Source organism: Ruegeria atlantica (assembly GCF_013032455.1).
Classification (GTDB): Bacteria; Pseudomonadota; Alphaproteobacteria; order Rhodobacterales; family Rhodobacteraceae; genus Ruegeria; species Ruegeria atlantica_B.
Genome location: NZ_WQCF01000002.1, coordinates 106,822 through 131,354, shown reverse-complemented (window position 1 = coordinate 131,354; position 24,533 = coordinate 106,822). Strand labels below are relative to the sequence as shown.

Genomic DNA, 24,533 nt, shown 5'->3' with positions numbered 1-24,533 from the left:
TTTGACGAAGGTACTGATCTGCGAGACACATTACTATGCGTCAGCCCCCCTGCCCAAGAATCCAGCCGAAAAATCGAAGTATGAAACTTTTGTAAAAGTTCGCAATGTTGATTGACGCCACAAATCTATTTCCATATTTCATGAAATATGATAGAAGAGACTGCAAGCCAACTAGCCATCCTCGGCCATCCGCAACGCATTTCGGTGTTTCGCATGTTAATGCGACGTTTTCCTGACACTGTTTCCGCAGGCGAGCTGGCGACAGAACTGGACATCAAGCCCAGCACCCTGTCGAATTACCTGAACGCCCTGCAGCGCTCAGGTCTGGTGACGCAAGAGCGGTCGGGAACCTCTCTGCTCTATTCAGTTGAAATGAAAAATGTGCAGCACATGCTCGGCTTTTTGCTGAATGATTGCTGCCGTGGTCGCCCTGATATCTGCATGCCCTTGGAGCAAGGAAACAGCAAAATGACGGATCGGAAATTTAATGTATTATTCATATGTGTCGGCAACTCGGCGCGCTCCATTTTTGCCGAGTCACTACTGCGAGATATTGCCGGCGATCGGTTCAATGTCTTTTCTGCTGGAACCAAACCTAGTTCCGAACTGAACCCATTCGCGATGCAAGTTCTGAAAGACAAGGGGCACAACACCGATATTCTGCGGGCAAAGAACATATCCGAATTTTCAGGCCCGAATGCGCCAAAATTGGATTTTGTGTTCACCGTATGCAACAAGGCCGCAATCGAAGAATGCCCCGCCTGGGAAGGCCAGCCGATCAGTGGCCATTGGGGCATGACTGACCCGGTCAACACCGAAGGCACCGACGCCGAGAAAAGCCTGGCCTTCCAAAACGCCTACGGTGCTCTCAAGCGCCGGATTCAGGCCTTTAGCTCTTTGCCCGTCGAGAGCCTCGACCGGATCGCATTGCAATCTGCGGTCGATGACATCGGCAGAACATCTGTTGAGGAAGAATAATGACGACCTACGCACTGAACGGCCTGGGCCGGATGGGAAAGCTGGCCCTGAAACCGTTGTTGGAAAAGGGCGCCCGGATCGCATGGATCAACGATGCGGTTGGCGGCCCCGAAATGCACGCTCACCTGCTGGAATTTGACACGGTGCATGGCCGCTGGGACGCGACGTTTGAACATGACACCGACAGCATCACCATCAATGGCACCCACCTGCCTTTTATCGGCACCAAAGATTTAACCGCTCTGCCGCTGGACGGTGTAGACGTGGTGATTGATTGTACCGGCATCTTCAAAACCGAGGCCAAGCTGACCCCGTATTTCGAGGCTGGTGTGAAGAAGGTTGTAGTTTCCGCCCCGGTCAAAGATGGTCCGACCGCCAATATCGTCGTTGGCGTCAATGACGAGACCTACGACCCGGCAATCCATCAGATCGTGACAGCCGCATCCTGCACCACCAATTGTCTGGCTCCGGTTGTCAAAGTGATCCACGAGAATCTAAGCATTCGCCACGGCTCAATGACCACAATCCATGACGTGACTAATACGCAGACTATCGTGGACCGCCCCGCCAAGGACCTGCGCCGCGCGCGGTCGGCGCTGAACTCGCTGATCCCGACAACCACCGGTTCGGCCACGGCGATCACGCTGATCTATCCGGAACTCAAGGGGCGTTTGAACGGTCACGCCGTGCGGGTGCCGCTGCTGAACGCCTCACTGACCGACTGCGTGTTCGAGGTGGAACGCGAAACCACCGCTGAGGAGGTCAACGCCATCGTCAAAGCCGCAGCCGAGGGCGAGTTGAAGGGCATTTTGGGTTACGAGACCCGCCCACTGGTCTCGACCGATTACACCAATGACGAACGGTCTTCGATCGTCGATGCGCCCTCGACCATGGTAGTGAACGGGACGCAGGTGAAGATCTATGCGTGGTACGACAACGAGATGGGCTATGCCCACCGTCTGGTCGACGTGGCACTGATGGTTGGAGCTTCGCTGTGACACAGCGGCCCAAAGGTTTGTCGGCCTATATCGCGGTTACGGCGGCCTATTGGGCCTTTATGCTGACCGACGGAGCCCTACGAATGCTGGTGCTTCTGCACTTTCATACGATGGGATTCTCTCCGGTACAGCTGGCTTATCTGTTTGTCCTGTATGAGATTGCGGGCATCGTCACCAACTTGACTGCAGGCTGGATTGCCGCCCGGTTCGGGCTGACCTCCACCCTCTATGCCGGGCTGGGACTGCAGGTTTTGGCGCTGCTGGCGATGACACAGATTGATCCGAACTGGACCATCGGGGCTTCGGTGGCATTCGTAATGATGGTGCAGGGAGCCAGCGGTGTAGCCAAAGATCTTGCGAAAATGTCCTCGAAATCTTCTGTGAAGTTGCTCGCCCCCACCGAAGGCGGAGGGCTGTTTCGCTGGGTTGCGATTCTAACCGGATCAAAAAACGCCGTAAAAGGGCTGGGCTTCCTGCTGGGCGCTGCAATGCTTGCGACGCTGGGATTTATGATGGCGATCCTCGTTATGGCGGCTGTTCTGGCAATCATCCTGATTGCGATAATTGTCTTTATGCCACCAGGGCTGCCCAAAGGGCGCAAGGGTACAAAGTTCTCCGAGGTCTTTTCGAAATCGGCCAACGTAAACTGGTTATCGGCTGCGCGTGTCTTTCTGTTCGGCGCGCGGGACGTGTGGTTCGTGGTCGGCATTCCGATCTATTTCTACGCCGTGCTGTCCGATGGCACAGAAGAAGGCAACCGCGCCGCGTTCTTTATGATCGGTACCTTCATGGCGGTCTGGGTCATCCTCTACGGAGCCGTTCAGGCCAGCGCACCCAAAATTCTGCGCGCGAGTGAACGTACAGAAGGCGACCTGATCCGCGCCGCCCGCAGCTGGGCCGCGACGCTGTTTTGCGTACCCGCCGCGCTCACCCTCGCCGCCCTGCTGTCCTCGGGGCCGCAGGCTTGGCTGACCGTTGCACTGGTTCTGGGCCTGTTGGTGTTCGGAGTCATATTCGCGGTGAATTCTGCGCTGCATTCTTATCTGATCCTAGCATTCACCAAGTCTGAACGGGTGACGATGGATGTGGGCTTTTACTACATGGCCAACGCAACGGGCCGCCTTGTGGGCACCGTCCTATCCGGCTTCACCTATCAGGTCGCAGGGTTGCCCCTGGTCTTGGGCACTGCCGCTTTGATGGTCGCGCTGGCAGCGCTGACCTCGGGCAAGCTCACCGATCAAACAACTGAGGCGTACACATGAGCATCTTTGAGCGTTATCTGACCGTCTGGGTTGCCCTTGCAATGGTTGGTGGAGTTCTGATCGGCCTGGCCGCACCAAATCTTGTCGCTCTTGTGGCTTCTGCCGAAGTCGCCAGTGTCAATCTGGTGGTAGCTGTTCTGATCTGGGCTATGGTTTACCCCATGATGGTCGGTGTCGATTTCGGCGCAGTCGTTGGTGTCGCGCGCCAACCAAGAGGGCTGATCGTGACGCTGGTGGTCAATTGGCTGATCAAACCATTTACCATGGCTCTGCTAGCGGTACTTTTCTTTGACTATTTCTTCGCCCCCTGGGTTCAGCCTGAAGATGCAGCACAATACACTGCGGGCCTGATCCTGTTGGGCGCGGCCCCCTGCACCGCGATGGTGTTTGTTTGGTCCCAACTGACCAAGGGCGACGCGACCTATACGTTGGTTCAGGTGTCTGTGAACGACTTGATAATGGTTGTGGCCTTTGCCCCTATCGTGGCGTTCCTGTTGGGGGTCACCGACATCTCGGTCCCGTGGCAAACACTGGTATTGGCCACAGTGCTCTATGTAGTTCTACCCCTGATCGCTGGCCTAATCACACGCAGAAAGCTGGGCTCTCAAGCGGCCATCGACGCTTTCTCAACTAAGGTGAAGCCTTGGTCGATCATGGGCCTGATCGTCACAGTCGTCATCCTGTTCGGCCTGCAAAGTCAAACCATTCTGGCAAAACCTTTCGTTATCGTTCTGATCGCGGTGCCTATTCTGATCCAAAGCTATGGAATCTTTGCGTTGGCCTACGGTGCAGCTTACGCGCTGAAGGTTCCTCACCGCATAGCTGCCCCCTGCGCCATGATCGGCACGTCGAACTTTTTCGAGCTGGCCGTTGCCGTCGCCATCAGCCTATTCGGCCTGAACTCTGGTGCAGCCCTGGCAACAGTTGTGGGCGTTCTGGTCGAAGTGCCGGTGATGCTTTCTCTGGTGGCATTTGCCAACCGCACCCGTGCCCGATTCCCGGATCCACTGGATACGCTCGGAGGCAAAGAGCTTCAGTCTTAAGGTCGGACAAATTCACTGAGCATGATGAGGGTAGCCAATTTTATTGGGCGTTACAGTACTTTAAGAATAAGATGATATTGGCTCTGATCGGCTAATTGGATGAGTCTTCTGCTCAGGCTTTGCCTACTTACCGCAAGTTCTAAACGATCTCTTGTGTAGGTGCCGTGATGTTTCGACAAAAACGCACAGAGTCATCACCACAACCGTCGCTAGAAAGCTCGTCACTATCCTGCATAGCTTACCTAACTGGCCCCGAACCAGAGAAAGCACCATTAGATAGGGCAAGAACGGCCCTAACACGCCATTCACAGCGTCGGCTCGACGCTGCGACGCGGCCCGTTTGACTGGGTGCGCGCAGCAATTTCTATCCACAAATCCAAGCCAATTTGCGCATCGCGGACATAAAGATCAAAGCGACATGAGCCATTTCTTGAAAATTCTTACCGTAACCCGTTCCTGGTCGCCGCGTCGGCACACAAAGTAGAGCCCGCGATCCAGTGGAATACGGCTTTCATCGAGACGGATCAGTCGTCCAAGCTCCAAGTCCCTGGCCGCCAGAAGACGTCTGGCCAATGCCACACCCTGTCCGTCAATTGCAGCCTCCAGCAGAACAGCGCTATCTACGTATTTGATGCTCTGCGAATTGATCCGATCAGCGCTCAGCCCAACTTGCGCTGCCCAGCTTTCCCATCCGACGTTGAAGGCATCGTGCAATAACGGCAGGTCAGCCACGTCCTCGGCGCGCATCGGTAGGCGAGTTTTGCCAACAAGGGACGGCGCGGCCACGACTACCAGTTCCTCTTGTCTTATCTGCTCATGATACAACCCGTCCCAGCTAGGTTGCCCAAACCGCAGGGCAACATCCACCTCGGACGTATCGAATTCCGCAAAGGCATCATTTGTGTCCAGCAACAATGCGATACCCGGATGTTCTTGCTGAAACGAACTCAGTAGCGGCACAAGCCATTTGAGCGCCAACGACGTCGACAAAGACACCGTAATAGACTGGCGGTGATGTAATCGCTTCACCTCCGAAACACCGAGTTGCAAGGCCGAAAACGCCCCCCGCGTTGACTGATACAGGCGTTCCCCGGCTTGGGTCAGTTCCACGCCATTTGGGCGGCGGTGAAAAAGCGTCACGCCAAGATGCAGTTCCAGCAACTTGATTTGCCGGCTGATCGCCCCGTGGGTGACGTTCAGAACATCCGCTGCCTTGGTCAGGCTGGAATGGGTTGCGGTTTCGTCAAATGCCTGAAGGGCACGAAGGTGTCTGAGGTTTTCCGCCATATGAGAAAATCTAACAGCAATGTTCAAAAAACTCGATAGGAACTGCCGGTTTACTAGGGCTACCCTGAATTCAACCCAGAAAACCTCACATCATCTGCCCAAAGAAAGGACATACCATGCCCGATACCAAAGTCGCGCTGATGACAGGGACCGGACAAGGCATTGGCCGGGGCTGCGCCATTGAAATGGCAAAGGCAGGCTACAAGGTCTCACTGATGTCCCCATCCAATCGCTCGGTTGAATTGGCAGAGGAGCTTGGGGGCATTGGCCGCCGAGGCTCGGTGCTGGATGTCGATGATTTGCAAGCGATGATCGACGACACCATGAGCAAGTACGGACGTATTGATGCAATCGTCAGCAATATGGGGCATGGGGGTACAGTACCGGAAGCCATTAAAACTGTCGGTTTCGATCCTGACTTTGATGGCCCGCTTTTGGAACTCAGCGATGAGTTGTGGCACGAAAGTCTGGACATGTATGTGCTTAACGTTGTGAAGATTGCACGCATCGTCACGCCTATTCTGATCGAACAAGGCGGCGGTGCGTTCGTAAATATCTCGTCCATGAATACAATCGAACCGCGAGCACCCTATCCCATGAGCATGTTGCGCGGTGCTCTGCACAGTTTCTCAAAACTTTATGGTGATCGCTATGCACGGCATAACATTCGCATGAACAACCTGCTGCCCGGATTCTGTGAGAACGTTAACCTGTCAGAACAGGCCCGCCGGGAAATCCCCGCTCAGCGACCCGCAACCTTCGAAGAAATTGGGCAAGCCTGCGTGTTCCTCGCCAGCGATGGAGCCAGGTATATCAATGGTCAGAGTATACTGTCCGACGGCGGGATGAACCGCGCGGTAAGGTAGCAAAGAGCCAAAGAAAGATGATCGTGACGACGTTCAAAGATAATCTTGATATAGATGGGAACGTTTCCGGGCCTGGCTGGAACAGCAGAAGATTATTGCTGGCGTCTGGCCGCCACCGTTAGGATCAATTTGCCCAGGGTAAGTCCTATTGGAAACACCACTGATAAAGGCAAAGCGGGCGTTCGCACAAAATGCCGTGAATGGCGGCTTCCTGGCCACCCATTCAGTCATACGAAATAGCTTCCGCGCCCCCGCTGTCGTAGTGCGGCCCTAACAGTCCGAAATCACAAGCTCCTGGCATTGGACGATTGGAATGCCGCCACTCAAGCAGCTTCAGATACGAGTATCAGCATTTCTTGAAGCGCCGGAAGATAACGTAAAGACACTTACCCTCAAATCCGACTTCTTCGCAGACCCGGTCGCTGAGGTCGTCGGCGCCAAGCGACAAAATTCAGTGGGGAGATTGTACGTTCATCAAGCATATGTCACGAGCTGATTTCACCCGTATTAGGCAGAAACCAACAAAATGCTGCAGTAAATTGCGAAACTAAAATCTTTAAGATGAATCACCTTCATGCCTCTTCGAATTTTTAGAATGTTGAAAAACAATCGCTCCCTGTCAGTTTAGCGTGCGCAATCAGGCCTTTCTCAGGATGGAAAAGAGAACCCCAATGGCACAAGATCTCCTCGCTCAATTGGATGACAAACTGCGCGCCAAGCGTGAATCCTTTGACAGACTACCGGTGATCGACATCGCGCCGCTGCTAGACGGCAGCGACAAACAGCAAGTGGCGAAGGAAATCCGCTGGGCGCTGTCGAATGCTGGCTTCATGTATGTAAAAAACCACGGCATCACGCAGAGCTTCGTTGATCAAGTTTTTGACGTGACCCGCCGCTTCTTTGATCTGCCGATGGAAGACAAGATGAAGCTGCATGTGAGCAACTCGGACGTGGCTTTGCGCGGCTATATCGAGCCCTTTGGAGAGAACACCGACCCGACTAAAACCAAGGACCTGAAAGAGTGCTTTGACATCGGCACCGAGCGCAACGCAATAGAAGGGCCGTTTTTCGGCCCGAACCAGTGGCCCTCTGTGTTGCCGGAGTTCAAAGAGTTGGTCTACGGCTATCATCAGAAGATGGTCACACTATCCAAACAGCTGCTTGGCGGCATCGCACTGAGCCTGAACCTGCCGGAACACCATTTCCAAAGTCTGATGCAGAACCCGATCAGCATCCAACGCCTGCTGCACTATCCGTCACAAAAAGGAGTGGTGGACGAAAAGATCATCGGCATCGGCGCGCACACTGATTACGGCAACCTGACCATTCTGGCTCAGGATGATGTCGGTGGCCTTCAGGTCATGAATCGCGAAGGTGACTGGGTAGAAGGGTCGCCAATCCCAGGAACGTTCGTAATCAATATCGGGGATCTGATCCAGCGTCTGACGAATGACGTTTACCTGGCCAACATGCACCGTGTCATCAACACGTCGGGTCGTGAGCGCTACTCGATTCCGTTTTTCATTGATGCCGACTATGATGCCGTTTTCGAGCCTCTTTCTTCGTGCATCTCAGAGGACAACCCGCGCCGCTATGGCAGTGTCACATGTGGCGCTCACAAGTTTGGTCGCTTCGCAGCCAGCTACGCCCATCTGAAAGAAGCAGTGTAAAGGATAGGTTGCGCATAATGCCGATCGAACACATGGCCGGGGTCCAACTAACGGGCCACGGCGGGATTGAGAAACTGGAATACCGCACCGACATTCCGGTACCGATCCCCGGCGAGGGCGAGGTTCTCATCCGCGTGACCGTCGCCGCGATCAAAAACACCGATATCAACACTCGGATCGGTTGGTACTCCAAAGCGGTCACTGCCGATCCTGAAGCCGGCGGGGCCGATGGGTTCGAAATGGTAGACAATGACGATGCCAGTTGGTCAGGTATCCCGCTGACCTTCCCGCGCATTCAGGGTGCCGATGCCTGTGGCTACATCGAGGCCGTTGGCAAAGGCCTCGACCCTACCCGCATCGGTGAGCGGGTGCTGGTTCAGACCATCCAGCCCCACCGCGAGGCCGAGCCGTTCTCGTGCATCACATTCGGGTCGGAATACGACGGTAGTTTCGCGCAATACACTGTGGCCAAGTCCGAGTTCACCCATGCGATCAATTGCGACTGGACAGATGCGGAGCTTGCATCTGTCCCCTGCCGCCTATTTGACGGCGGAAAACATGCTGCATCGCGCGTCTGTTAGGGCCGAGCGCGTGCTGGTGACCGGTGCCTAGGGCGGCGTCGGTTCAGCCGCGGTTTATTTTGTAAGCGGCGCGGGGCCTATGTGATCGCTATATCGTCAGCCTCAAAGGCTGATGAAGTGCGCGCCCTTGGCGCGGACGAGGTGATCGACCGCAATGCCGATCTGGTTGCGACGCTGGGCAAGATGTCGGTGGACGTGGTGATCGACCTGGTGACAGGCCCGCAGTGGCCCAGCATGCTGGAATTTTACGCATTGAAACCGATACGGGCATCGAGGGTTAGGGGAAAGCACTCCATTTGGCTCGACTTACATCGCCTCCCACTCTCGCGGTGTACGTGCGGGGATTGAAGAGATCGTGCCATATTTGATTGGCCGCAACCCGCGTCAGGTGGACTGGATCAATGACGCGGTGGACGAAGCTCTGGTTGGGCACAATCACGCCAAAACCGCGCTCGATATCGCTTGTTGGGACATCTTCGGCAAATCGGTGAACTTGCCGGTTTGCGAATTGCTCGGTGGTGCAACCGGCAATCGCCTTCCAACCATATCGTCCATCTATGCCAAAGACCCCGAGGACATGCGCCGCCGCGTGGCGGAGCACCGTGCGATGGGTTGCTGGGGACATTCAGTCAAAGTCAGCGTGCTGGATTCCGAAGGCGGACCCGCGCTGGACGCAGAACGGATCGCGGCCTCGTTGGCAGATCGCCAGCCGGTCTGGACTTTGTGCTAGAGGCCCCCTGCTCTTCCTGGCGCGAAACACTGTCATTGCGGCAACGTTGCGATGTCCCAATAATCATCGACGAACTGGCCCAGCAGGATCAGGATATCACGCAAATTGTATCTCAGGACATTGCGGATGGGATCGGTCTGAAAATCTCGATGGCAAGCGGTCTAACTCGGGGGCGCCGTCACCGGGACATTTGCCGCTCGGCAGGTCTGACGATCAGCGTGCAGGATACGGTCGGCTCGGCCATCGCTTTTGCCTGGACAGTCCATCTGGGGGCGACAGTTCCCGAACGCTACCTTCGCTGCATTCTGGATTGCCGGGATATGGTAACGCTGAAAACAGCAGAGTTAGATGCCCCCGTGGAACACGGTGGCGTCCTGCCGCCAAAAGCTCCAGGGCTTGGTATTACCGTCGACGGGTCGGTTCTAGGAGAGCCAACCGTATCGTGGCAAATTTGAACTCCACTCCAAAGAAACTTTGCTATTCGGAGGCTTGGTAGCACTCAAGGTTGCAACGACAATTTCTGCACCATGATTTTTAGTACGCGTGCCTTATCCAGATTTGGACCACCGCCTTAACGCAGACGTCAAGTTCAGGTAATGTATGCGCGCATCTGTCATTTGCTGATTTAAGCCGTGCAGCTAATTTCTAAGATACGCGTTTGAGGCACGAAACGAAATCCTCAACTCGAAAAGCGGTCTGGACTGAAAGCCTGAGTGTCGGTCTGGAGAGGCCGACCCACAATTTCATCCGCCACCAGCCGGGCCGTTGTTGCGCCCAACGTCAAGCCCAATTGCCCATGGCCGGTTGCAAAGCTGACGTTTGCCAGCCTTCCGCTGCGGCCAATGATCGGTCGGGTATCAGGTGTCAGAGGCCGCCGGCCGAACCGGCGTTCGGCCTTGCCCGTCTGCAACCCTGGCAGAACCCGCCGTGCCTTTTCCACCAATATGTCCGCGCGGCTCCAGTTTGGACGCGCCTCGACCCCGGCAAACTCAATTGTCCCCGCGACAGCAAGCGCGCCGTCGTATGGTGTAATGCCGAACCCGCCTTTCGCGTAGAACACGGTGTGGGACAAATCGACTCCGCTGTTCTTTAGAGCCGTGGAATAGCCGATGACGCCTTCAATCTTCAGCGGAACGCCCAGCTCTGCCGCCAGATCACGGGACCGCGTCCCCGCAGCCAAGACAAACTCGTCAGCGACAAAGGACCGACCATCTTGCAGCTTCACGGCCGTTACCTGACGGCCGTCCCGTTCAAAGCCCGCTGCACTGCCAGAGACGACCACGCCCCCACGATTTAAGAAAGTTTCGTGCAGCGCTTCGACCAGTCGCTTGGGCTCGGTCACAAAGCTCCAGTCCCGCAACAGGGCGGCGAATTTGAAATCCGGCGCAATGGCCGGGTCGATGTCATGCGCATCCCCGCCGCTGACTTCTTCGATCGAGCACCCCAGCTCGCGCGCCAGATCAAAGGCCGCAGCCATGCCGGCGCGATCATCATCACCATCAAACAGCTTGATGACAGGACGTTCTACCAACAGCTCAGGTCGCCCGACATCGGCCAGTTGAGCCTTGAAATCCTCAGTTGCCATAAAGGTCAGCCGCGCCAGATCCGCTGCAATGGCCCGCATTTTCGAAGGGCGCGCATTGGCGACAAATCGGGTGAACCACGGCGTCAGTCGCAGGGCCGAGCTTGGGCGCAACGTCAAAGGTGCCTTGGGGTGCATCAATAACCCGGGAACTTTCAGCAGCATTCCGGGCTGAGACAGCGGTACGATCTCACCCACGGCGATACACCCGCACGAGGCCCAGCTGGCCCCCTCACCCACCGGACCCGGCTCGATGACGGTGACACGGAACCCCTCGGCCTGCAAAGCCAGCGCGCAGGAGATACCCACGACGCCGCCGCCGATCACCACCAGGTTAGGCATGTTGTGTGACCTTTCCTACAACGCCTGCAATTGCGCCAGCAGGTCCGGCGCAACCGAAACTCCGTTCACTTGGGTCGCCGCGCGGTTTTTCAGCCGCCCATCACCGGGCACGCGCGCGGCTCCGTTGCCCTCGATCTCGGCACAGATGCGGGCGATGTAATCGTTGAATGCAGGGTTGCCGAACCGGCTTGGGTCAATAGCGATAAGGGTTGTCCCGCCTTTGATGTTGAGGGCTTCAAAGGACTCGCGTTCCTGATTGTCGACCGACAAGGTGCCGCCTGCCAGCGCCGCACCCAGCACCTCGATCAGGAAGGCAATGGCGGCACCTTTGTGTTCGCCAAAGGGCAGCAGGCTGCGGGTTTCCAGAATGGCGTTCGGATCGGTGCTGGGTTGGCCATCGGTATCCAGCCCCCCGGCGCGCGGCAGGTCATGGCCCTCGGCCGCGGCCATCTTGATATCCATCAGAGCCACCATCGAGGATGCCTGATCCCAGACAATCGGCTCGCTCCCCGGACGCGGGCACGCAAAGGACATCGGGTTTGTGCCAAAGACCGGGCGCACCCCACCCTGCGGCACGACCATGGACAAAGAGTTCACGACCCCCAACGCCACAAGCCCCGCCTCAGCCAGCGGCCCGGTGTCAAAGCGCAGCGCGCCCAGATGGTGACAATTGGCGCATGTAAAGGCCGCAATCCCGTTCTCGCGCGCCATCTCAATCAGCTCTGCCCGTGCCGCCAATGCAGCTACCTGATAGAACCCGTTGTCGCCATCGCCACGTAACACACCGGGCGCTATTCGCCGGATTGACGGCGCCGCCTTCGGGTTGGCGTAACCCGATGACAGATATTGCGCATATACCGGCAGCAAGCGCAGCCCATGGCTGCGGGGGCCATCACGTTCGGACATTCGCACAAGATCAGCTATGACTTCACTGCTGTGTGCATCAAGGCCCGCGGACACAAGGACGGATTTGGCCAATGCCTTCACCTCTTCGAGTGAGAGCGTTTTCGTCGGGGCGTCAGTCATATTCCTCATCCTGTCCTTGTGTCTGGCTGGCGGGCGCTTGCACGCCCGTGTTTTCAGTTACGAGTTTTGATATTCCAGCTTCTTCTTGGCAACAAATTCGTCAAGTGCCCCGCGCTGATCATCCGGCATCGGCGGCTTGACGTAATTGTCCAACATGCGTTGCGCCTCTTCGTTGCCGACGGTTTCGGCGGTCTTCGACCCCTCTGCTTCCCACTGTTCGAAACTGTCATTGTTCTGCAGCGGGTTCATGTGCAGTGGGTTTTCCCGGGTATGGTCCGTCCCCAAGAAGTGACCACCGGGACCGATCTCGGCAATATCATCCAGGATTGCGTCCAGGTTTTCCTCCTCAAGACCGCTGAAGAACCGGTGGAAGCTCTCAAGCTGCCGGGTGTCCTGTACCCATTTCGAGTAGCTGACCCCAAGCGCGCCTTCCAGAAATCCGGCCGAATGCACGATGTAGTTGGCACCGCCCAACAGCACCGGCCACATGGTGTTGGCCGTATCGAACGCCGCTTGCATGTCCGGAGTTTTTGAACCCGTCCACATTGTGCAAGTCCGCCACGGGACACCATAGAAACGGGCCATCTGACCCACCAGAAGGTTCATCAATCCCGGCTCGGGCGAGCCCATCATCGGCGCACCGGTCTTCATCGACACACCCATGATCGCCACGCCCAGAACCATCGGAGCTCCTCGCCGGATGATCTGGCTATAGGCCATCCCGGCCAGAGACTCGGCGATAAGCAACGCCACGCCGCCTTGCGGGCTAGCCGGTGTCGAAGCACCCGCCAGAACGAAGGGTGACAACAGGCAAGGCTGATTGGCGCTGGCGTAGACACGCAAGCTTTGCAGCATGGTCTCGTCCCAGACCAAAGGCGTGTTGCAGTTCAGCAGCGCCGCCATCACCACATTGTTGTCCACGAATTCTTCGCCGAACACGATGCGGGTCATCTCAACCGAGTCGCGCGCGGCCTGTTCCGAAAGCACCGACCCCTTGATCGGCTTGTCCGTCAGCGTCAACGCGGCATGAACAAGCTCGAGGTGGCGTTGTGGTACGGGCACGTCCTGCGGTTCGACCGGCAGAACACCCGGCACCATCATCGACTGGCTCATCTGGCTGAGCTTAAAAAAGTTGTGCGCGTCTTCCAACATCGACGGGCGCCGCACACCATCCAACCCATAGACAAACGGGGCGCCATAGGCATTGGCGAATACCGAGTTCCGGTTCCCAACGCGGAGCGAACGATCGGGGTTCCGCGCCGCATAAGCCCATTCCGACGGAACTGCCGAGATCAGGTCCATCAACATCTCTCGGCCAATGCGGACCCGCTCACCCTGAACATCAGCACCGAACTTCTTCCAGTCGGCCAAGGCCACCGGGTCACGGAATTCGATACCGGTGGTTTCCAGGATCGTCATGGCGGCATTGTGAATCTTCTCGACCCCTTCGGGTCCAAGCAGATCAATCGGTCCGATTTTGCGGTTCAACGTCGGCAGGTAAACCGGCGGCGGATTGGTGCGGGCCTGCACCCGCGCCGCGCGGCCACCCCGGCCCGAACGTGCTCTTGCTTGTGTCATTGCAACCCCTCCAGATCAGGCGCGTGCGCGGGCACTTGTTGGGTCTACGGCGCAGGTGTCGATCACCTCGGCGTCACGCATTTCATTGTGCACCAGTACCTGCATCTTTGTGCCCGGTGCGGTCATGTCCTGCGGCACCAGCGCCATGGCGATGTCATGGTTGCAGTAATACGAGAACCCGCCCGAGGTGACGCGACCAACCAGTTTGCCGTCCGCATAAACGCCTTCGTCAAACATCACGGATGTATCGCAGAACGGCAGCTTTAAGGTGACCAGAGTGTTGTAGCCCCCAGCTTCCAGCTGTTCCTGTAGCACCGCTTTGCCGATGAAGTCGCGCTCAACAACCTGGCCGCCAACCTTCTCGGTCATGGCAACGAAGCGGCCCAGATCAGCCTCGTATGGAGTTAGGTCCTTGCAAATCTCGCGGTTGATCGCGCGATAGGATTTCTCAAGACGCATCGACTCCAAGGCTTCGAGGCCGAAGGGTTTTACACCCGCTTTCAGCAACAGATCGACGAGGTGTCGATTGTAGCCGACCGGATGGTGCAACTCCCATCCCAGCTCACCAGTGTAAGAGACACGCAGAAGGTGGACGCCTTTGGCATAGCCAACCTCACCCATCTGGGCTGACAGCCAAGGGAAGGCTTCATTGGACAGGTCATTGTCTGTCAGTGGTTGCAGGATGTCGCGCGCCTTCGGCCCTGCCAAAGCAATGACACCCATTTGTTCCGAAATGTCTTCCAGCACGACCGACCCATCCTTGGGCAACAGACGTTGCAACTGGTCCCAGTTATAGGCACGCCAATTCGGGGTCGAGATCAGATAGAAGTCATCCTCGGCATAGCGCACGATGGTGTATTCCGCATCCATGCCGCCATTGTCGTTCAACATCAGCGACAGGGTCATACGGCCCACCTTGGGCAGTTTGTTCGCCATCAGGCCGTCCAGCCATTTGACCGCGCCCGGTCCGCGCACCGTGAACTTGGTCATCGGCGACATTTCGATGAAGCCAGCCTCTTCGCGGGTGCGGCGCACCTCTTCCTGCACCTGTTCCATGTGGTCGGTGCGGCGGAAAGAGTGCTCGGGAATGGCCTCTTCCGGTGACTTGGCAAACCAGCGGGGAAATTCGTAGCCGTTGAAGCTGGTCCAGACCGCGCCTTGGGCTGTCAGCAGATCGTAAGAGCCCATTGTTTTCATCGGGCGCGCATCGGGGAAGTCTTCACCCGGAACATGCGCGTTCATATGGGTGCCCCAGGTCTCGCGCACCTTGTCCATGGTCCAGCGCTTGGATGCGTAGTCCGAGAACCGGCGCGGGTCGAGTTCCGACATATCCATGCCCGGATCTCCATTCACGATCCATTTCGCCAGTCGATGGCCCACGGTGCCACCCCAGAGGATGCCGCCCGGCATCCCTTCGGCCAGCCACAGGTTGTCATGCCCCGGTGCGGGACCAGCCAGAGGCAGCTCGTCCGGTGTCATCTGGAACGGGCCGCGGGTGTTGGCCTTGATACCGACCTCACCCAGAGTCGGGACGCGTTCGATGGCGCGCTCCCACTGAGTTTCCACGGCATCGAAATCTTCGGGCAGCAGGTCCGCCCCGAAATCCGGTGGCACGCGGTCTTCGGCAAACAGCTTGAGGTCTTTGGTGAACTCATAGGGGCCGAACTGGATGCCGCCCACGTCCTCGCGCAGATAGGCGCCGTAATCCTCGTCACGCAGGATCGGGAATTCCTGCAGGCCTTGCGCGCGGCGCTCTTTCAGCAGAGGCACGGTTTCGGTGGTCCAGTATTGGTGAACGATCGGGATACAGGGCAAATCCAGACCCACCCGGCGCGCGTTTTCGCGGGCATAGTTGCCGGTGGCAAAAATCAGGTGTTCACAGGTGATTTCGCCCTGGTTGGTGGTCACCTTCCAATGACCATTGTCCAGCTTTTCGTAAGATTGCGCTTCAGTGTTCTGATAGACTTTCGCGCCCGCATCCCGCGCCAGCTTGGCGAGGGCCATGGTGATATCGGCCGGGTTCACATAGCCGTCTTCGGTGTGCAGGATACCGCCACGAATGTCGGGGCTCTGGTTTAGCAGCGGATGAATCTCAGCGATCTCTTCCGGCGTCACCAGCTTGCAAGGCACGCCTGCGGCTTCGGCGATCGAGATATAGGACTGGAACTCATCCCAGCGCTTTTCGGTATTGGCGACACGCAGCTGACCCACTTTACGCAGCCCGACCGAGGTGCCCATCTTTTCTTCGACCTCGGTATAGATGCGGATGGTTTCCATCGTCATCTTCGACACATTGTGCGACCGCACAAAAGTCACCAACAGACCTGCAGCGTGCCAGGTCGATCCCGAGGTCAGCGTCGTACGCTCCAGCATGACCGCGTCTGAACACCCATGTTCGGTCAGGCCATATAGGATCGATGCCCCAACGCATCCGCCACCTACAACCACCACTTTTGCGTGCGACTTCATTCTATCGACTCCCTAATTTGCGCCGAAAATCGGCCAAAAACCCGGACATTCTGGCAAATCGTTGATGCCGGGATTTTCCGAGAATGTAGGCAAGTACGTCACCATGATCACTGCCATGCTGCCCGAGACAGGCACACCCCCGAATGCTGGTAACCAACATCGCGGGCAGCGGCCCACCGGGCAATTGCAAAAAAATTCACATTGCATTAGTTGAAGTAACTCAAAATTGGCTTTTTGTGCTTAAAAGTCGGAAACTCAAGGATCAAAGGTCAAACCATCTTGCCCAAAGGCCCCTATGAACTCCCTCCGGTCAGTTCGTTGATCAGCTTCGAGGCCGCTGCGCGCCATGTCAGCTTCAAAAACGCCGCGACAGAGCTGAACGTTACCCCGGCGGCCATCAGCCACCAGGTCAAGTCCCTGGAAAACGAAGTCAATTGCGCGCTGTTTCGCCGACACCATCGCGGAGTCGAGTTGACGGAAAGTGGGGCTTACCTGCTGGTCGCATTACAACGTGGGCTCGAAGGAATCAGCGAGGCGGTGCAACAGTTGCGTCTGCAATATGACCGGTCCGGTGTTACGATCCGGTCCAGCACGGCCGTAAGTTCGCTGTGGTTAACGCCCCGTCTTGCACAATTCTGGAAAAGCTACGGACATATTTCGGTGACACAGGTAGTCACGGACCTGGGGTTCGATTCATCGAAATGCGATATCAGCATTCGCTACGGTGACGCCTCCGAGGAAAAGGCCCGCTGCCATATCCTGTTTCGCGACCGCATCATGGCGCTCGGCAGCCCGCGATTCTTGGAGCAGAATGAGATCGAGCGCATCGAAGACCTCGCCCGCATTCCCCTGATTCATCTTGACGCGCCAGGAACAGGGTGGACCGGTTGGCGCGAATGGGCAAGCCAACTGGGTTACGACGGACCTTTAAATTCTGCACATCGCGTCAACAACTATACCATTGCGCTGCAGGCAGCTCGGGACGACATGGGGGCTGTATTGGGTTGGGAGGGTCTGACCTCGGAACTCGTATCGTCCGGAAAGCTGGTCAGTCTTCTGCCGCAAACACTGTCCTCTCCACTTGATTTTTACGTGGTACTGCACAACAGCGCATCTGATAGTGCCGAACTAATATATCGCTGGTTGGCAGAAAACTCTTGAGCTTACTAATGGCCTATTGGTTTTGAAGGTGAGGATGTCCCTACTTACCTCGATTTGCCATTGTGACGAAAACCTCTGCGGATTCTGTCATTCTGGCAATCCTGCGCAAAGACCTGTTCCGATATCCGACAACGCCCTCGCAGCCTTCGTCATTTACTGGCTATGTGTCCTGACCCTGGCACCGGCCTCAGCAAGCCCGGCTTCACTGCCCCCTCAATCGGGAGCCCCACACAAAACCAATGGGTCAAAGCGCGGGAAAGGGAATTACACCAAAGACATTAGATCTTTAGCCAAGGACTCTGTCGCATTGCGATAGGTGTTGACCACAGAATTTATTTTAGCGACCTTGCCATCAAGGTCCCCTTGCAGGCTGGCCAAAATCTCTTCCGCCGAGTGCACCTTGATTGCGGCGCCGGCAGCATCCAGCCTTTCGAAGTCTGCGTCAAAATTCCCAGTGCAAGGGCCATGCAAAATTGCATTGCCAAGGTTCGCGGCTTCCCAAGGGGAATGGCCTTCCGTTTCATCGTTGGTACCGCCTATCAAGGCAGCCTGCGCGAGGCGATAAAGTAGGCCCAAATCTCCGAACGTATCTGACAAGTACACTTGATGGGATAGAGTTGGGATTTCACCCCTGGAACGGACTGCATGTGGAAGTGAAATATTGAATGCCCGCTTTGGGTAGCGTGGCGCGATGATCAGGAGGGCATCTGGGTACTCAGCAAGTAGCCGTCGGTGGGCGGAAAGCGCCAATTCTTCGTCTGCCTGGTGCGAGGGCGCCGTGATCCATACAAACCGCCGCCCGAGAATAGCCCGCAATTTTTCAAGTTCCGCGGAGTCACAGCTAAGTGGAGGTGCTGTGGGCTTGATCGGCCCCGTGACTGGCGCATCCGTGATCCCGAAGGTTCGCAGACGATCCTGAGTCAACTTATCATTGGCTGTTACAAGTGCCATTTGGTTGTATATATAGCTATAGGCCGCCACAAACCGAGATTTCTTACGCCAGCTTTCCCTGTGCATTCGGCAGACGACATGCGCTTGCGGGATTTTGCGCCGGGTGAGTTCCAACACGAAACCCGGCCAGACGTCTTGCTCAGCCCAGATGCACAGATCTGGCCGCCAATGGTCAAGAAAGGCGTTTCGATAGCGAGGCGCGTCAATCGGTAAAAATTGGTGGCGAGTGCGTGGCGGCAAATTATGCAACAACGCCTGACCCGCCGCCTTGGTACCCGACGTGACGAGGAAATGCGCATCCGACAGGTCTGCCATGATATGCACCAAACCCCGAATAGAAAGAACCTCACCCAGCCCCAATCCATGAAACCAGATTAACATCCCGTCGGGTCGGGTGGCTGAGGGGTAGCCAAGGCGCTCGCGCCAGCGTTTGGGGTCTTCTTTGTCGATTTTGATCCGTTTTTGCAGATGACGCCTTGCAACCATCGGGCGCAAGTGGGTCGCCCAATCATAGGCGCGTAACATGAGGGGTACGTTTGACATGATCACGAAGGCGCTTTTCAATTCACTCTGCCATATGGTCTCAGGCTGGAGGACTGACACTAAGCGACTTGTGGAAGCCCCCGCCGAGCCAAAACCATCATCGAGAACATAGCGCTACATCTAAATATGTCTATAAAACTCACCAAATAACTGTCCTGTCAGGTTGTGTCGCGTCAGCGAAAGCCCTCTTGTGTTTGTCTGTATTGCGCCCTTCAGCCAGAGCGACTGAAAGCGTGCACCAAAATTCAAACATCGAGTGCACGGTCCCGCGTTTGAGTGCTGCATAGGTTCGCAATCACTCGAAAGGCGGTAACCCATTCTTCTCCCCTGGCTTTCCCCAAAAGGGATTCCTACGACAAAATTATTGAAATGTTGGGAAACGCGGCAGTTTTGCCTCGCAAAGTCGACCGCAGCTCCCATCCTCAGAAGATGCTTGCCCGGTAAGTCAACGTCTTGGATGCGTAGGTGATACCAATGTTCATCCAGTTGCTGAGCAGTTCGTTGCGCTCGGGAATTTGCGACCACTGCCGTTCACGTCCGCAGCGAGAAGATATTTTTCTGGTGGTATAGTGGTGATCGAGGTCCTTCGGGACCCGTCGTGTGAAGTAGAAGACCCCTGCTTTCACAAATGAGAAGGGAACGGTTTTGTTCTCCAGCATGTACTACGCCCTTGGTCAGCTCCAGTTAAAACTGAAGGGAAACAGTAGCTTACCTGCTGAGAATGGTGCCCGGGGGCGGAGTACAAAAACCGCCAAAACTCCGATACTTAGTGAAAAGTGGGACACTCCAACCTCCCACGTAATCATTATGTTTTTCAGGATTTTTGTCCCACCAATTTCGGAAATTTCGCGCTCGGGAATCCAACCCGTGCAGGTTGAATAACTAGCGCCGCCCCTCAGCGACAAGGGACGGAGCCAAACGGGCTTCGCCCGGCGCAAAGAGAAGGAACCTCTATGCAGGAGAAACATATTAGGATTGAGAATGCAAAGCAATCGCATAATCGACGTGTTGCCCTTGACGTGGCAGCCACCGGTAATCGCGTGTTCCCAGTGCGAGTGCGGCGCATGAGCGACGGCAAGAAACACGCTCGACCTTTGATCCAGTGGGGGACCGGCGCAACAACCGACCCGGACGAGATCCACGCTCTTTGGGATAAGTATCCAGACGCCGTGCCGGGTATGGCGACGGGCAATATCTTTGTTGTCGATCTGGACGACCGCGACGGGAAAGATGGCCTGTCCGCATACAAAGGTATGAACCTCGATCCCGATGACGCCCTGTTCGTCGTTCGCACACCGTCCGGGGGCCTCCACTTGTATTTTCGCGGCGTTGACGACCTGACTATCTCACAAAGCGATATAGCCCCGGGCATCGACACGCGAGGCCACGGCGGCTTCGTGTTCGCCCCCGGCGCGCGAACCGTGTTCGGCGAATACAAGATTGAACGCGGCGACCTGTGGGACCTCGATGAATTGCTTTTAGGCAAGCTGCCTGAGCGAATTCGAACGGCACTCATCCGCAAGAACGAAGTCTCAGAGGAGGATCAAAGCGAACCCGGGGAATACGCCGCTGCCGAACTCATGAGGCCTCTGTCGTTCATCCCCAGCGACCTACCCTACGGCAAATGGGTAGACATTCTAATGGCAATCCACCACGCCACCGGAGGCTCTGAAGCCGGGCTGGCTTCGGCGCAGACGTGGAGTTCGGATTACCCCGGCTATAACCCGAAAGAAGTGCGCGACAAGTGGCGTAGCTTTGTCAAAAGGTCCGGTTCCAAGATCACCGCCGACACGCTTTTCGCCGAGGCCCGCAAACATGGTTGGCACTCTGTCGCTGCCGCCAATTTCGAAGATGTAGACGACCCGGAAGACGACTTTTCGGACCTGTTGGGACCCGAGCCCTTGCCCACCAAAGTAGGAGGGCTGACCTTTCAGACTCCCGGCCAACTGCGCGACCTGCCGCCCCGGCACTATGTGATTAAGAACTTCATAGCGCCCCACCAGATCGGCTGCATTTTCGGGGAACCGGGCGCGGGTAAATCCGTTCTAGCCCCCTATCTGGCCTACATGGTCGCAACGGGGGCTGGGTTTTTCGGCCTAAAAACTCGCCAAGGTGGCGCCTTCTATGTCGCCGCAGAAGACGAAACCGGAATGGCTTCGCGGGTCGCTGCCCTTGCAGACGAACTCGGGGCACCAGATCAGTTCAAATTGGTTTTGGGTTGTAGTGACCTTTTTTCCGGGCAAGTCGAAGGCAAGGGCAGCCCGGATTTCCAAGCCCTGCTGGAAGCAATCACACTATCTCGCCCCAGACTCGTGGTCATAGACACTCTGGCGATGGCGATGCCCGGACTGGAAGAGAACACCCCCGAAGGTATGGGGTGTGTCGTCGCAATCGGGAAGGCCCTCGCCCGGCATGGCGCGGCAGTGATTTTTGTTCACCACGGTACAAAGGCAGATGGCAACACACCGAGGGGCAGTAGCGTCTTCAACGGGGCGTTGGACGTTTCAATACTGGTGAAGAAAGCCGATCCAAAATCGGGGATCATCAAAAACCACCTCAAGAAAAACAGAAACGGGCCGACTGACCTCGATATAGCATTCAGGATCGGAACGCGGAACGTCGGCGTTGACATTGACGGCGACACAGTTTCCGCACCGATCTGCGAACCATGCTCTGCGGAACCCGACAATGAATACAAACTCAAAAATCCGCCGCGCGCGGTGTTGAACCATTTGCGGACGCTCTTCGAAACCGATGGTTCACCCGTGACCGAAGACACCTGGCGCAAGGAATGCGTCGCCGACGACCAGGTCTCAAAAGCCAAGGCGGACGGTCGACGAAGGGCATTCCGCAGGGCGCGTGATGAACTGCTCGAACTGGGCTTGGTGGTATTCGAGGATGGCCTTTACCGCCCAGTCGGCAAAGTGGAGGGCGCATTCGATGAGTGCGATTAAGGGTTTTCACTATTCTTGTGAAGGGAATTGTCTTGTTTTGTCTCGCTTGTCTTGTTTCTTGTCTTGTCGGCAAATCGGCGGCGCGACACACGACAGAACAAGACACACCCCTTTAGGGGTGTCTTGTATGTCTTGTCGCCCGATGCCCGGGATTTGTCGATTAGAGAAATCGGTGGAGAACCCACCACGCGACAAACGCAGTGATGATGCCACCCCACGAGAACGTGGCAAGTCCACCGACTGCGCAGAACACCGCGAACAGGAGGCGCGCGTTCATTGTTTGTCAACTTCGGCTGCCATGCCCTCAATATGGATATGCAAACAGTCGGTTTTCAACTTCGTTGAGAATTCCTCGGAATACCTGCGCCGCGAGCGGCTTGACCGTGTACACCTCCTTTCCCTTCCCAAATACTCAAAATTGGAGAAGTAGAGTGTGCAGGTGTAACACGCTCCATGAAAGCAGTTATTAGATCGAAAATGCGGTTAACCTCTTCGGCGGCAGAGTGAACCGCTGACCGTGGCTGTCTCGACCCGAAAAGACCACCCAAATTTTTCGGGAACCACAAATTCAGACACCCAGCAATTCACATTCACCTTAAAAAGAAGCTGATCAGCTCATTTCCCGTGGCTGCGCCATGGGTACTTTCCAGAATCGTCGAGAACCGCGCTCCGCGCGCCTCGCGGCGGAGCAATTCACCCAGGAAGGTCCCAAAGCGGTTTCCATCTCCCAAAAGAAATCGGGAAAACACGATTTCTAAATAGCTTGGAAAACAGGAGACCATCTTTTCCATTGCCTGAATGATCCGGCAACTTTTCCTTTAGGATGTGGTATTCCACTTAAAAGTCCCTGAGGGGTGCAATACGGCCCACAGCGGCCGTTTGCGTCAGCCGCATCGAAGGCCTGGTTCGAGCCCAGTATGACCGACGCTGAACGATACCCCAAAGAACGCGGAGCGCAGTTAAGCAGACTTTGAATGACTTTCTGCAACTGCCTATTCTTGCATTTTATGATAGCTTCACACTCTCCAAGGCGCAGCCTCCTAAACCAACCATTCGAACTCGGTTTGGCATTGTTGCTTTGAGTAAAACGTCGATCCTAAAAACTTGAAATCGTGCGTAAGAAATCAAGGAAACTCGTTTCCTTAGTATCTCGTCAGTGTATCAAGTATCGCTTTCTGCGTTTTGCCGTCGCTGTGAAAAATCCTGTTGGCAAGATACTCAGACGGGAAATCGGGCCATGTCCTGCGCATTTCAGTAACGAGTAGTTGTGCTTCTTCTGAATTCCCCAACTGATCGTGCGCAACGGCTTGGAATAAGAGCGAAGGAGCACTGACAGGCGCTCCGGCAGCTGGTGCGCCCTGAAAGGCTTCAACAACGTTTTCGTAGTTCCCGAGCATAAGTTGCGAAACACCCCAGATGTTTCTTGCACCAAACCTACCAGATCCTGACCTGGCTCTCTCCGGATCACTAACCTCGGCTGCAAGTTCCGGGGCGTTAGCCATGATTGCAGTGATACCTGCAAGGTCGAGAATATGGCCATCCTTCGGTGCCAGTTCGACGGACATTCTTGCATATTTCAATGCCTCGTTTGGCTGGTTTTTGACAGCCAGCACCCAACCATTTGCGCCGTTTGCCCATGCATCAGCAGGGGACAATTCAAGCGCTGTTCCAGACATTTCTGAGGCTCGACTGAAGAGATCGTTCCTTTGCGCTTCGTCCGGGGACAGCAATGCCAGAGTCGCCAAAACCTGCGCTGTTCCGGCAAAGCCGTCAGACAGAGCCGGGTCGAGTTCCACAGCGTGCTGGAACATTCCCAGTGCTATTTGCTGACGTTTGACATCAAAAACGGGAAAAAACATGCCTCGGGCTTGATCCGCAAGGTTGGCCGCCTGAAGTCTTGTCAAAGATTGCTCACCGAGTGCTGCACGTTCAGCTTGTTCGATGGATTGAGTCGTTGGCAAAACCTTCCTGTTTTTCTGGCTCATCCAGATGCCAAGCACAGCGGCCACTGCAAGGATCCCTAGTCCAGCTGCCAGCAGTTGCAGCGAAGGCCGATGCTCATCAGGCTCCTCGCTCTTCCATGCACTTGATGTGCGGTCTTCAATTGCGGGTTCGTATGAAAACCGCGGCTTGTATCCGCCGGGATCAACAAAAATGCGAACTCCCTCACCGTCCCATTGATCTTCGTAAAACTCGCGTAGCAGTCGACGCAGCCGCCTTGCTTCGACGCGAACGAGGTTTTGACCGCCAGAGCCATCAATGCGTCGCCCATAGACCTCCACAGCGATCGCCTTGCCTCGAATCTGGGGACCGCGACCCGCGATAGCTTCCTCGACTACGTATGTAAGAAACTGCTGGAGACGGGGCGAAGCTTGAAACTCGTCGCTCGATACAACGCGCTCGAGTGCTTCCCGGACAAGATCCGGCGACGGTTGCCCAACATGTTGATCTATCGGCAAATCATTGGCTTTGTTCACGGCAAACTCACCCCCAACTCACGGTGACTCACTTG

21 protein-coding genes are annotated in these 24,533 nt (G+C 56.1%); 12 read left to right on the top strand and 9 right to left on the bottom strand.

Annotated elements, in window-relative coordinates:
* Positions 1-147: 147 nt before the first annotated feature.
* The 4 genes from GOW93_RS04670 to arsB are packed head-to-tail and all read left to right on the top strand — an operon-like array spanning position 148 to position 4,281.
* Positions 148-978 (top strand): helix-turn-helix domain-containing protein, encoded by an 831-nt coding sequence (locus GOW93_RS04670; RefSeq protein ID WP_170381959.1) that lies wholly within the window; start codon positions 148-150, stop codon positions 976-978.
* Positions 978-1,976, top strand: coding sequence for an ArsJ-associated glyceraldehyde-3-phosphate dehydrogenase (locus tag GOW93_RS04665; RefSeq protein WP_170381958.1), 999 nt, complete (start codon positions 978-980; stop codon positions 1,974-1,976). The genes GOW93_RS04670 and GOW93_RS04665 overlap by 1 nt, the downstream gene beginning before the upstream one ends.
* Positions 1,973-3,238 (top strand): organoarsenical effux MFS transporter ArsJ, encoded by a 1,266-nt coding sequence (gene arsJ / locus GOW93_RS04660; protein WP_170381957.1) that lies wholly within the window; start codon positions 1,973-1,975, stop codon positions 3,236-3,238. Before GOW93_RS04665 ends, arsJ begins: the two co-directional genes overlap by 4 nt.
* Positions 3,235-4,281: an ACR3 family arsenite efflux transporter gene (arsB, locus tag GOW93_RS04655; RefSeq protein ID WP_170381956.1), complete on the top strand. Its 1,047-nt coding sequence runs from the start codon at positions 3,235-3,237 to the stop codon at positions 4,279-4,281. Before arsJ ends, arsB begins: the two co-directional genes overlap by 4 nt.
* 408 nt (positions 4,282-4,689) lie before the next feature.
* On the opposite strand, the gene GOW93_RS04650 is transcribed toward arsB, so the two are convergent.
* Positions 4,690-5,568: a LysR substrate-binding domain-containing protein gene (locus GOW93_RS04650; protein WP_170381955.1), complete on the bottom strand. Its 879-nt coding sequence runs from the start codon at positions 5,566-5,568 to the stop codon at positions 4,690-4,692.
* A gap of 116 nt (positions 5,569-5,684) precedes the next feature.
* Here GOW93_RS04650 and GOW93_RS04645 point away from each other — a divergent pair, with 116 nt between their 5' ends.
* The 6 genes from GOW93_RS04645 to GOW93_RS20655 all read left to right on the top strand — a co-directional run bounded on the left by GOW93_RS04645 (position 5,685) and on the right by GOW93_RS20655 (position 9,870).
* Entirely contained in the window at positions 5,685-6,434 is a 750-nt protein-coding gene (locus GOW93_RS04645; protein WP_170381954.1) for an SDR family oxidoreductase, read from the top strand.
* 671 nt (positions 6,435-7,105) lie between these two features.
* Positions 7,106-8,104, top strand: coding sequence for an isopenicillin N synthase family dioxygenase (locus GOW93_RS04640; RefSeq protein ID WP_170381953.1), 999 nt, complete (start codon positions 7,106-7,108; stop codon positions 8,102-8,104).
* A gap of 17 nt (positions 8,105-8,121) precedes the next feature.
* Entirely contained in the window at positions 8,122-8,685 is a 564-nt protein-coding gene (locus GOW93_RS20750; protein WP_254443468.1) for an alcohol dehydrogenase catalytic domain-containing protein, read from the top strand.
* A gap of 81 nt (positions 8,686-8,766) precedes the next feature.
* The gene (locus GOW93_RS20745) at positions 8,767-9,033 is read left to right on the top strand and encodes a hypothetical protein (RefSeq protein WP_368039640.1); all 267 of its coding nucleotides are present in this window, start codon (positions 8,767-8,769) and stop codon (positions 9,031-9,033) included.
* Positions 8,996-9,415, top strand: coding sequence for a hypothetical protein (locus tag GOW93_RS20740; protein WP_368039643.1), 420 nt, complete (start codon positions 8,996-8,998; stop codon positions 9,413-9,415). Before GOW93_RS20745 ends, GOW93_RS20740 begins: the two co-directional genes overlap by 38 nt.
* A gap of 35 nt (positions 9,416-9,450) precedes the next feature.
* Complete coding sequence (locus GOW93_RS20655; protein ID WP_254443467.1) at positions 9,451-9,870, top strand: enolase C-terminal domain-like protein; 420 nt, start codon at positions 9,451-9,453, stop codon at positions 9,868-9,870.
* Between the two features lie 224 nt (positions 9,871-10,094).
* On the opposite strand, the gene GOW93_RS04625 is transcribed toward GOW93_RS20655, so the two are convergent.
* Genes GOW93_RS04625 through GOW93_RS04610 form a run of 4 tightly spaced genes read right to left on the bottom strand, consistent with a single transcriptional unit; the run spans position 10,095 to position 16,412 of the window.
* Positions 10,095-11,339, bottom strand: coding sequence for an NAD(P)/FAD-dependent oxidoreductase (locus tag GOW93_RS04625; protein WP_170381952.1), 1,245 nt, complete (start codon positions 11,337-11,339; stop codon positions 10,095-10,097).
* A 15-nt stretch (positions 11,340-11,354) separates the two neighbouring features.
* Positions 11,355-12,365 carry an Ldh family oxidoreductase gene (locus GOW93_RS04620; RefSeq protein WP_170381951.1) on the bottom strand — a complete coding sequence of 337 codons (1,011 nt, stop codon included), beginning with the start codon at positions 12,363-12,365 and terminating at the stop codon, positions 11,355-11,357.
* 57 nt (positions 12,366-12,422) lie between these two features.
* A complete protein-coding gene (locus GOW93_RS04615; RefSeq protein ID WP_170381950.1) occupies positions 12,423-13,943 on the bottom strand; it encodes a trimethylamine methyltransferase family protein in 1,521 nt (506 codons plus the stop codon).
* 15 nt (positions 13,944-13,958) lie between these two features.
* Complete coding sequence (locus GOW93_RS04610; RefSeq protein ID WP_170381949.1) at positions 13,959-16,412, bottom strand: GcvT family protein; 2,454 nt, start codon at positions 16,410-16,412, stop codon at positions 13,959-13,961.
* 279 nt (positions 16,413-16,691) lie between these two features.
* Between GOW93_RS04610 and GOW93_RS04605 the strand changes: the two genes are divergently transcribed.
* The gene (locus tag GOW93_RS04605; RefSeq protein ID WP_170381948.1) at positions 16,692-17,573 is read left to right on the top strand and encodes a LysR substrate-binding domain-containing protein; all 882 of its coding nucleotides are present in this window, start codon (positions 16,692-16,694) and stop codon (positions 17,571-17,573) included.
* Between the two features lie 264 nt (positions 17,574-17,837).
* Here the strand turns inward: GOW93_RS04605 and GOW93_RS04600 are convergent, their stop codons facing one another.
* Together GOW93_RS04600 and GOW93_RS04595 are read right to left on the bottom strand one after the other, a co-directional pair.
* On the bottom strand, positions 17,838-19,067 hold the full coding sequence (locus GOW93_RS04600) for a 3-deoxy-D-manno-octulosonic acid transferase (RefSeq protein ID WP_170381947.1): 1,230 nt from the start codon (positions 19,065-19,067) through the stop codon (positions 17,838-17,840).
* A gap of 422 nt (positions 19,068-19,489) precedes the next feature.
* Entirely contained in the window at positions 19,490-19,726 is a 237-nt protein-coding gene (locus GOW93_RS04595) for a hypothetical protein (RefSeq protein WP_174819009.1), read from the bottom strand.
* Positions 19,727-20,020: 294 nt separating this feature from the next.
* On the opposite strand from GOW93_RS04595, the gene GOW93_RS04590 reads away from it, so the two are divergent.
* Positions 20,021-22,021: an AAA family ATPase gene (locus tag GOW93_RS04590; protein ID WP_170381946.1), complete on the top strand. Its 2,001-nt coding sequence runs from the start codon at positions 20,021-20,023 to the stop codon at positions 22,019-22,021.
* A 590-nt stretch (positions 22,022-22,611) separates the two neighbouring features.
* On the opposite strand, the gene GOW93_RS04585 is transcribed toward GOW93_RS04590, so the two are convergent.
* Together GOW93_RS04585 and GOW93_RS04580 are read right to left on the bottom strand one after the other, a co-directional pair.
* Positions 22,612-22,812 (bottom strand): hypothetical protein, encoded by a 201-nt coding sequence (locus GOW93_RS04585; protein WP_170381945.1) that lies wholly within the window; start codon positions 22,810-22,812, stop codon positions 22,612-22,614.
* 351 nt (positions 22,813-23,163) lie between these two features.
* The gene (locus GOW93_RS04580; protein WP_170381944.1) at positions 23,164-24,498 is read right to left on the bottom strand and encodes a tetratricopeptide repeat protein; all 1,335 of its coding nucleotides are present in this window, start codon (positions 24,496-24,498) and stop codon (positions 23,164-23,166) included.
* Between the last annotated feature and the right edge of the window lie 35 nt (positions 24,499-24,533).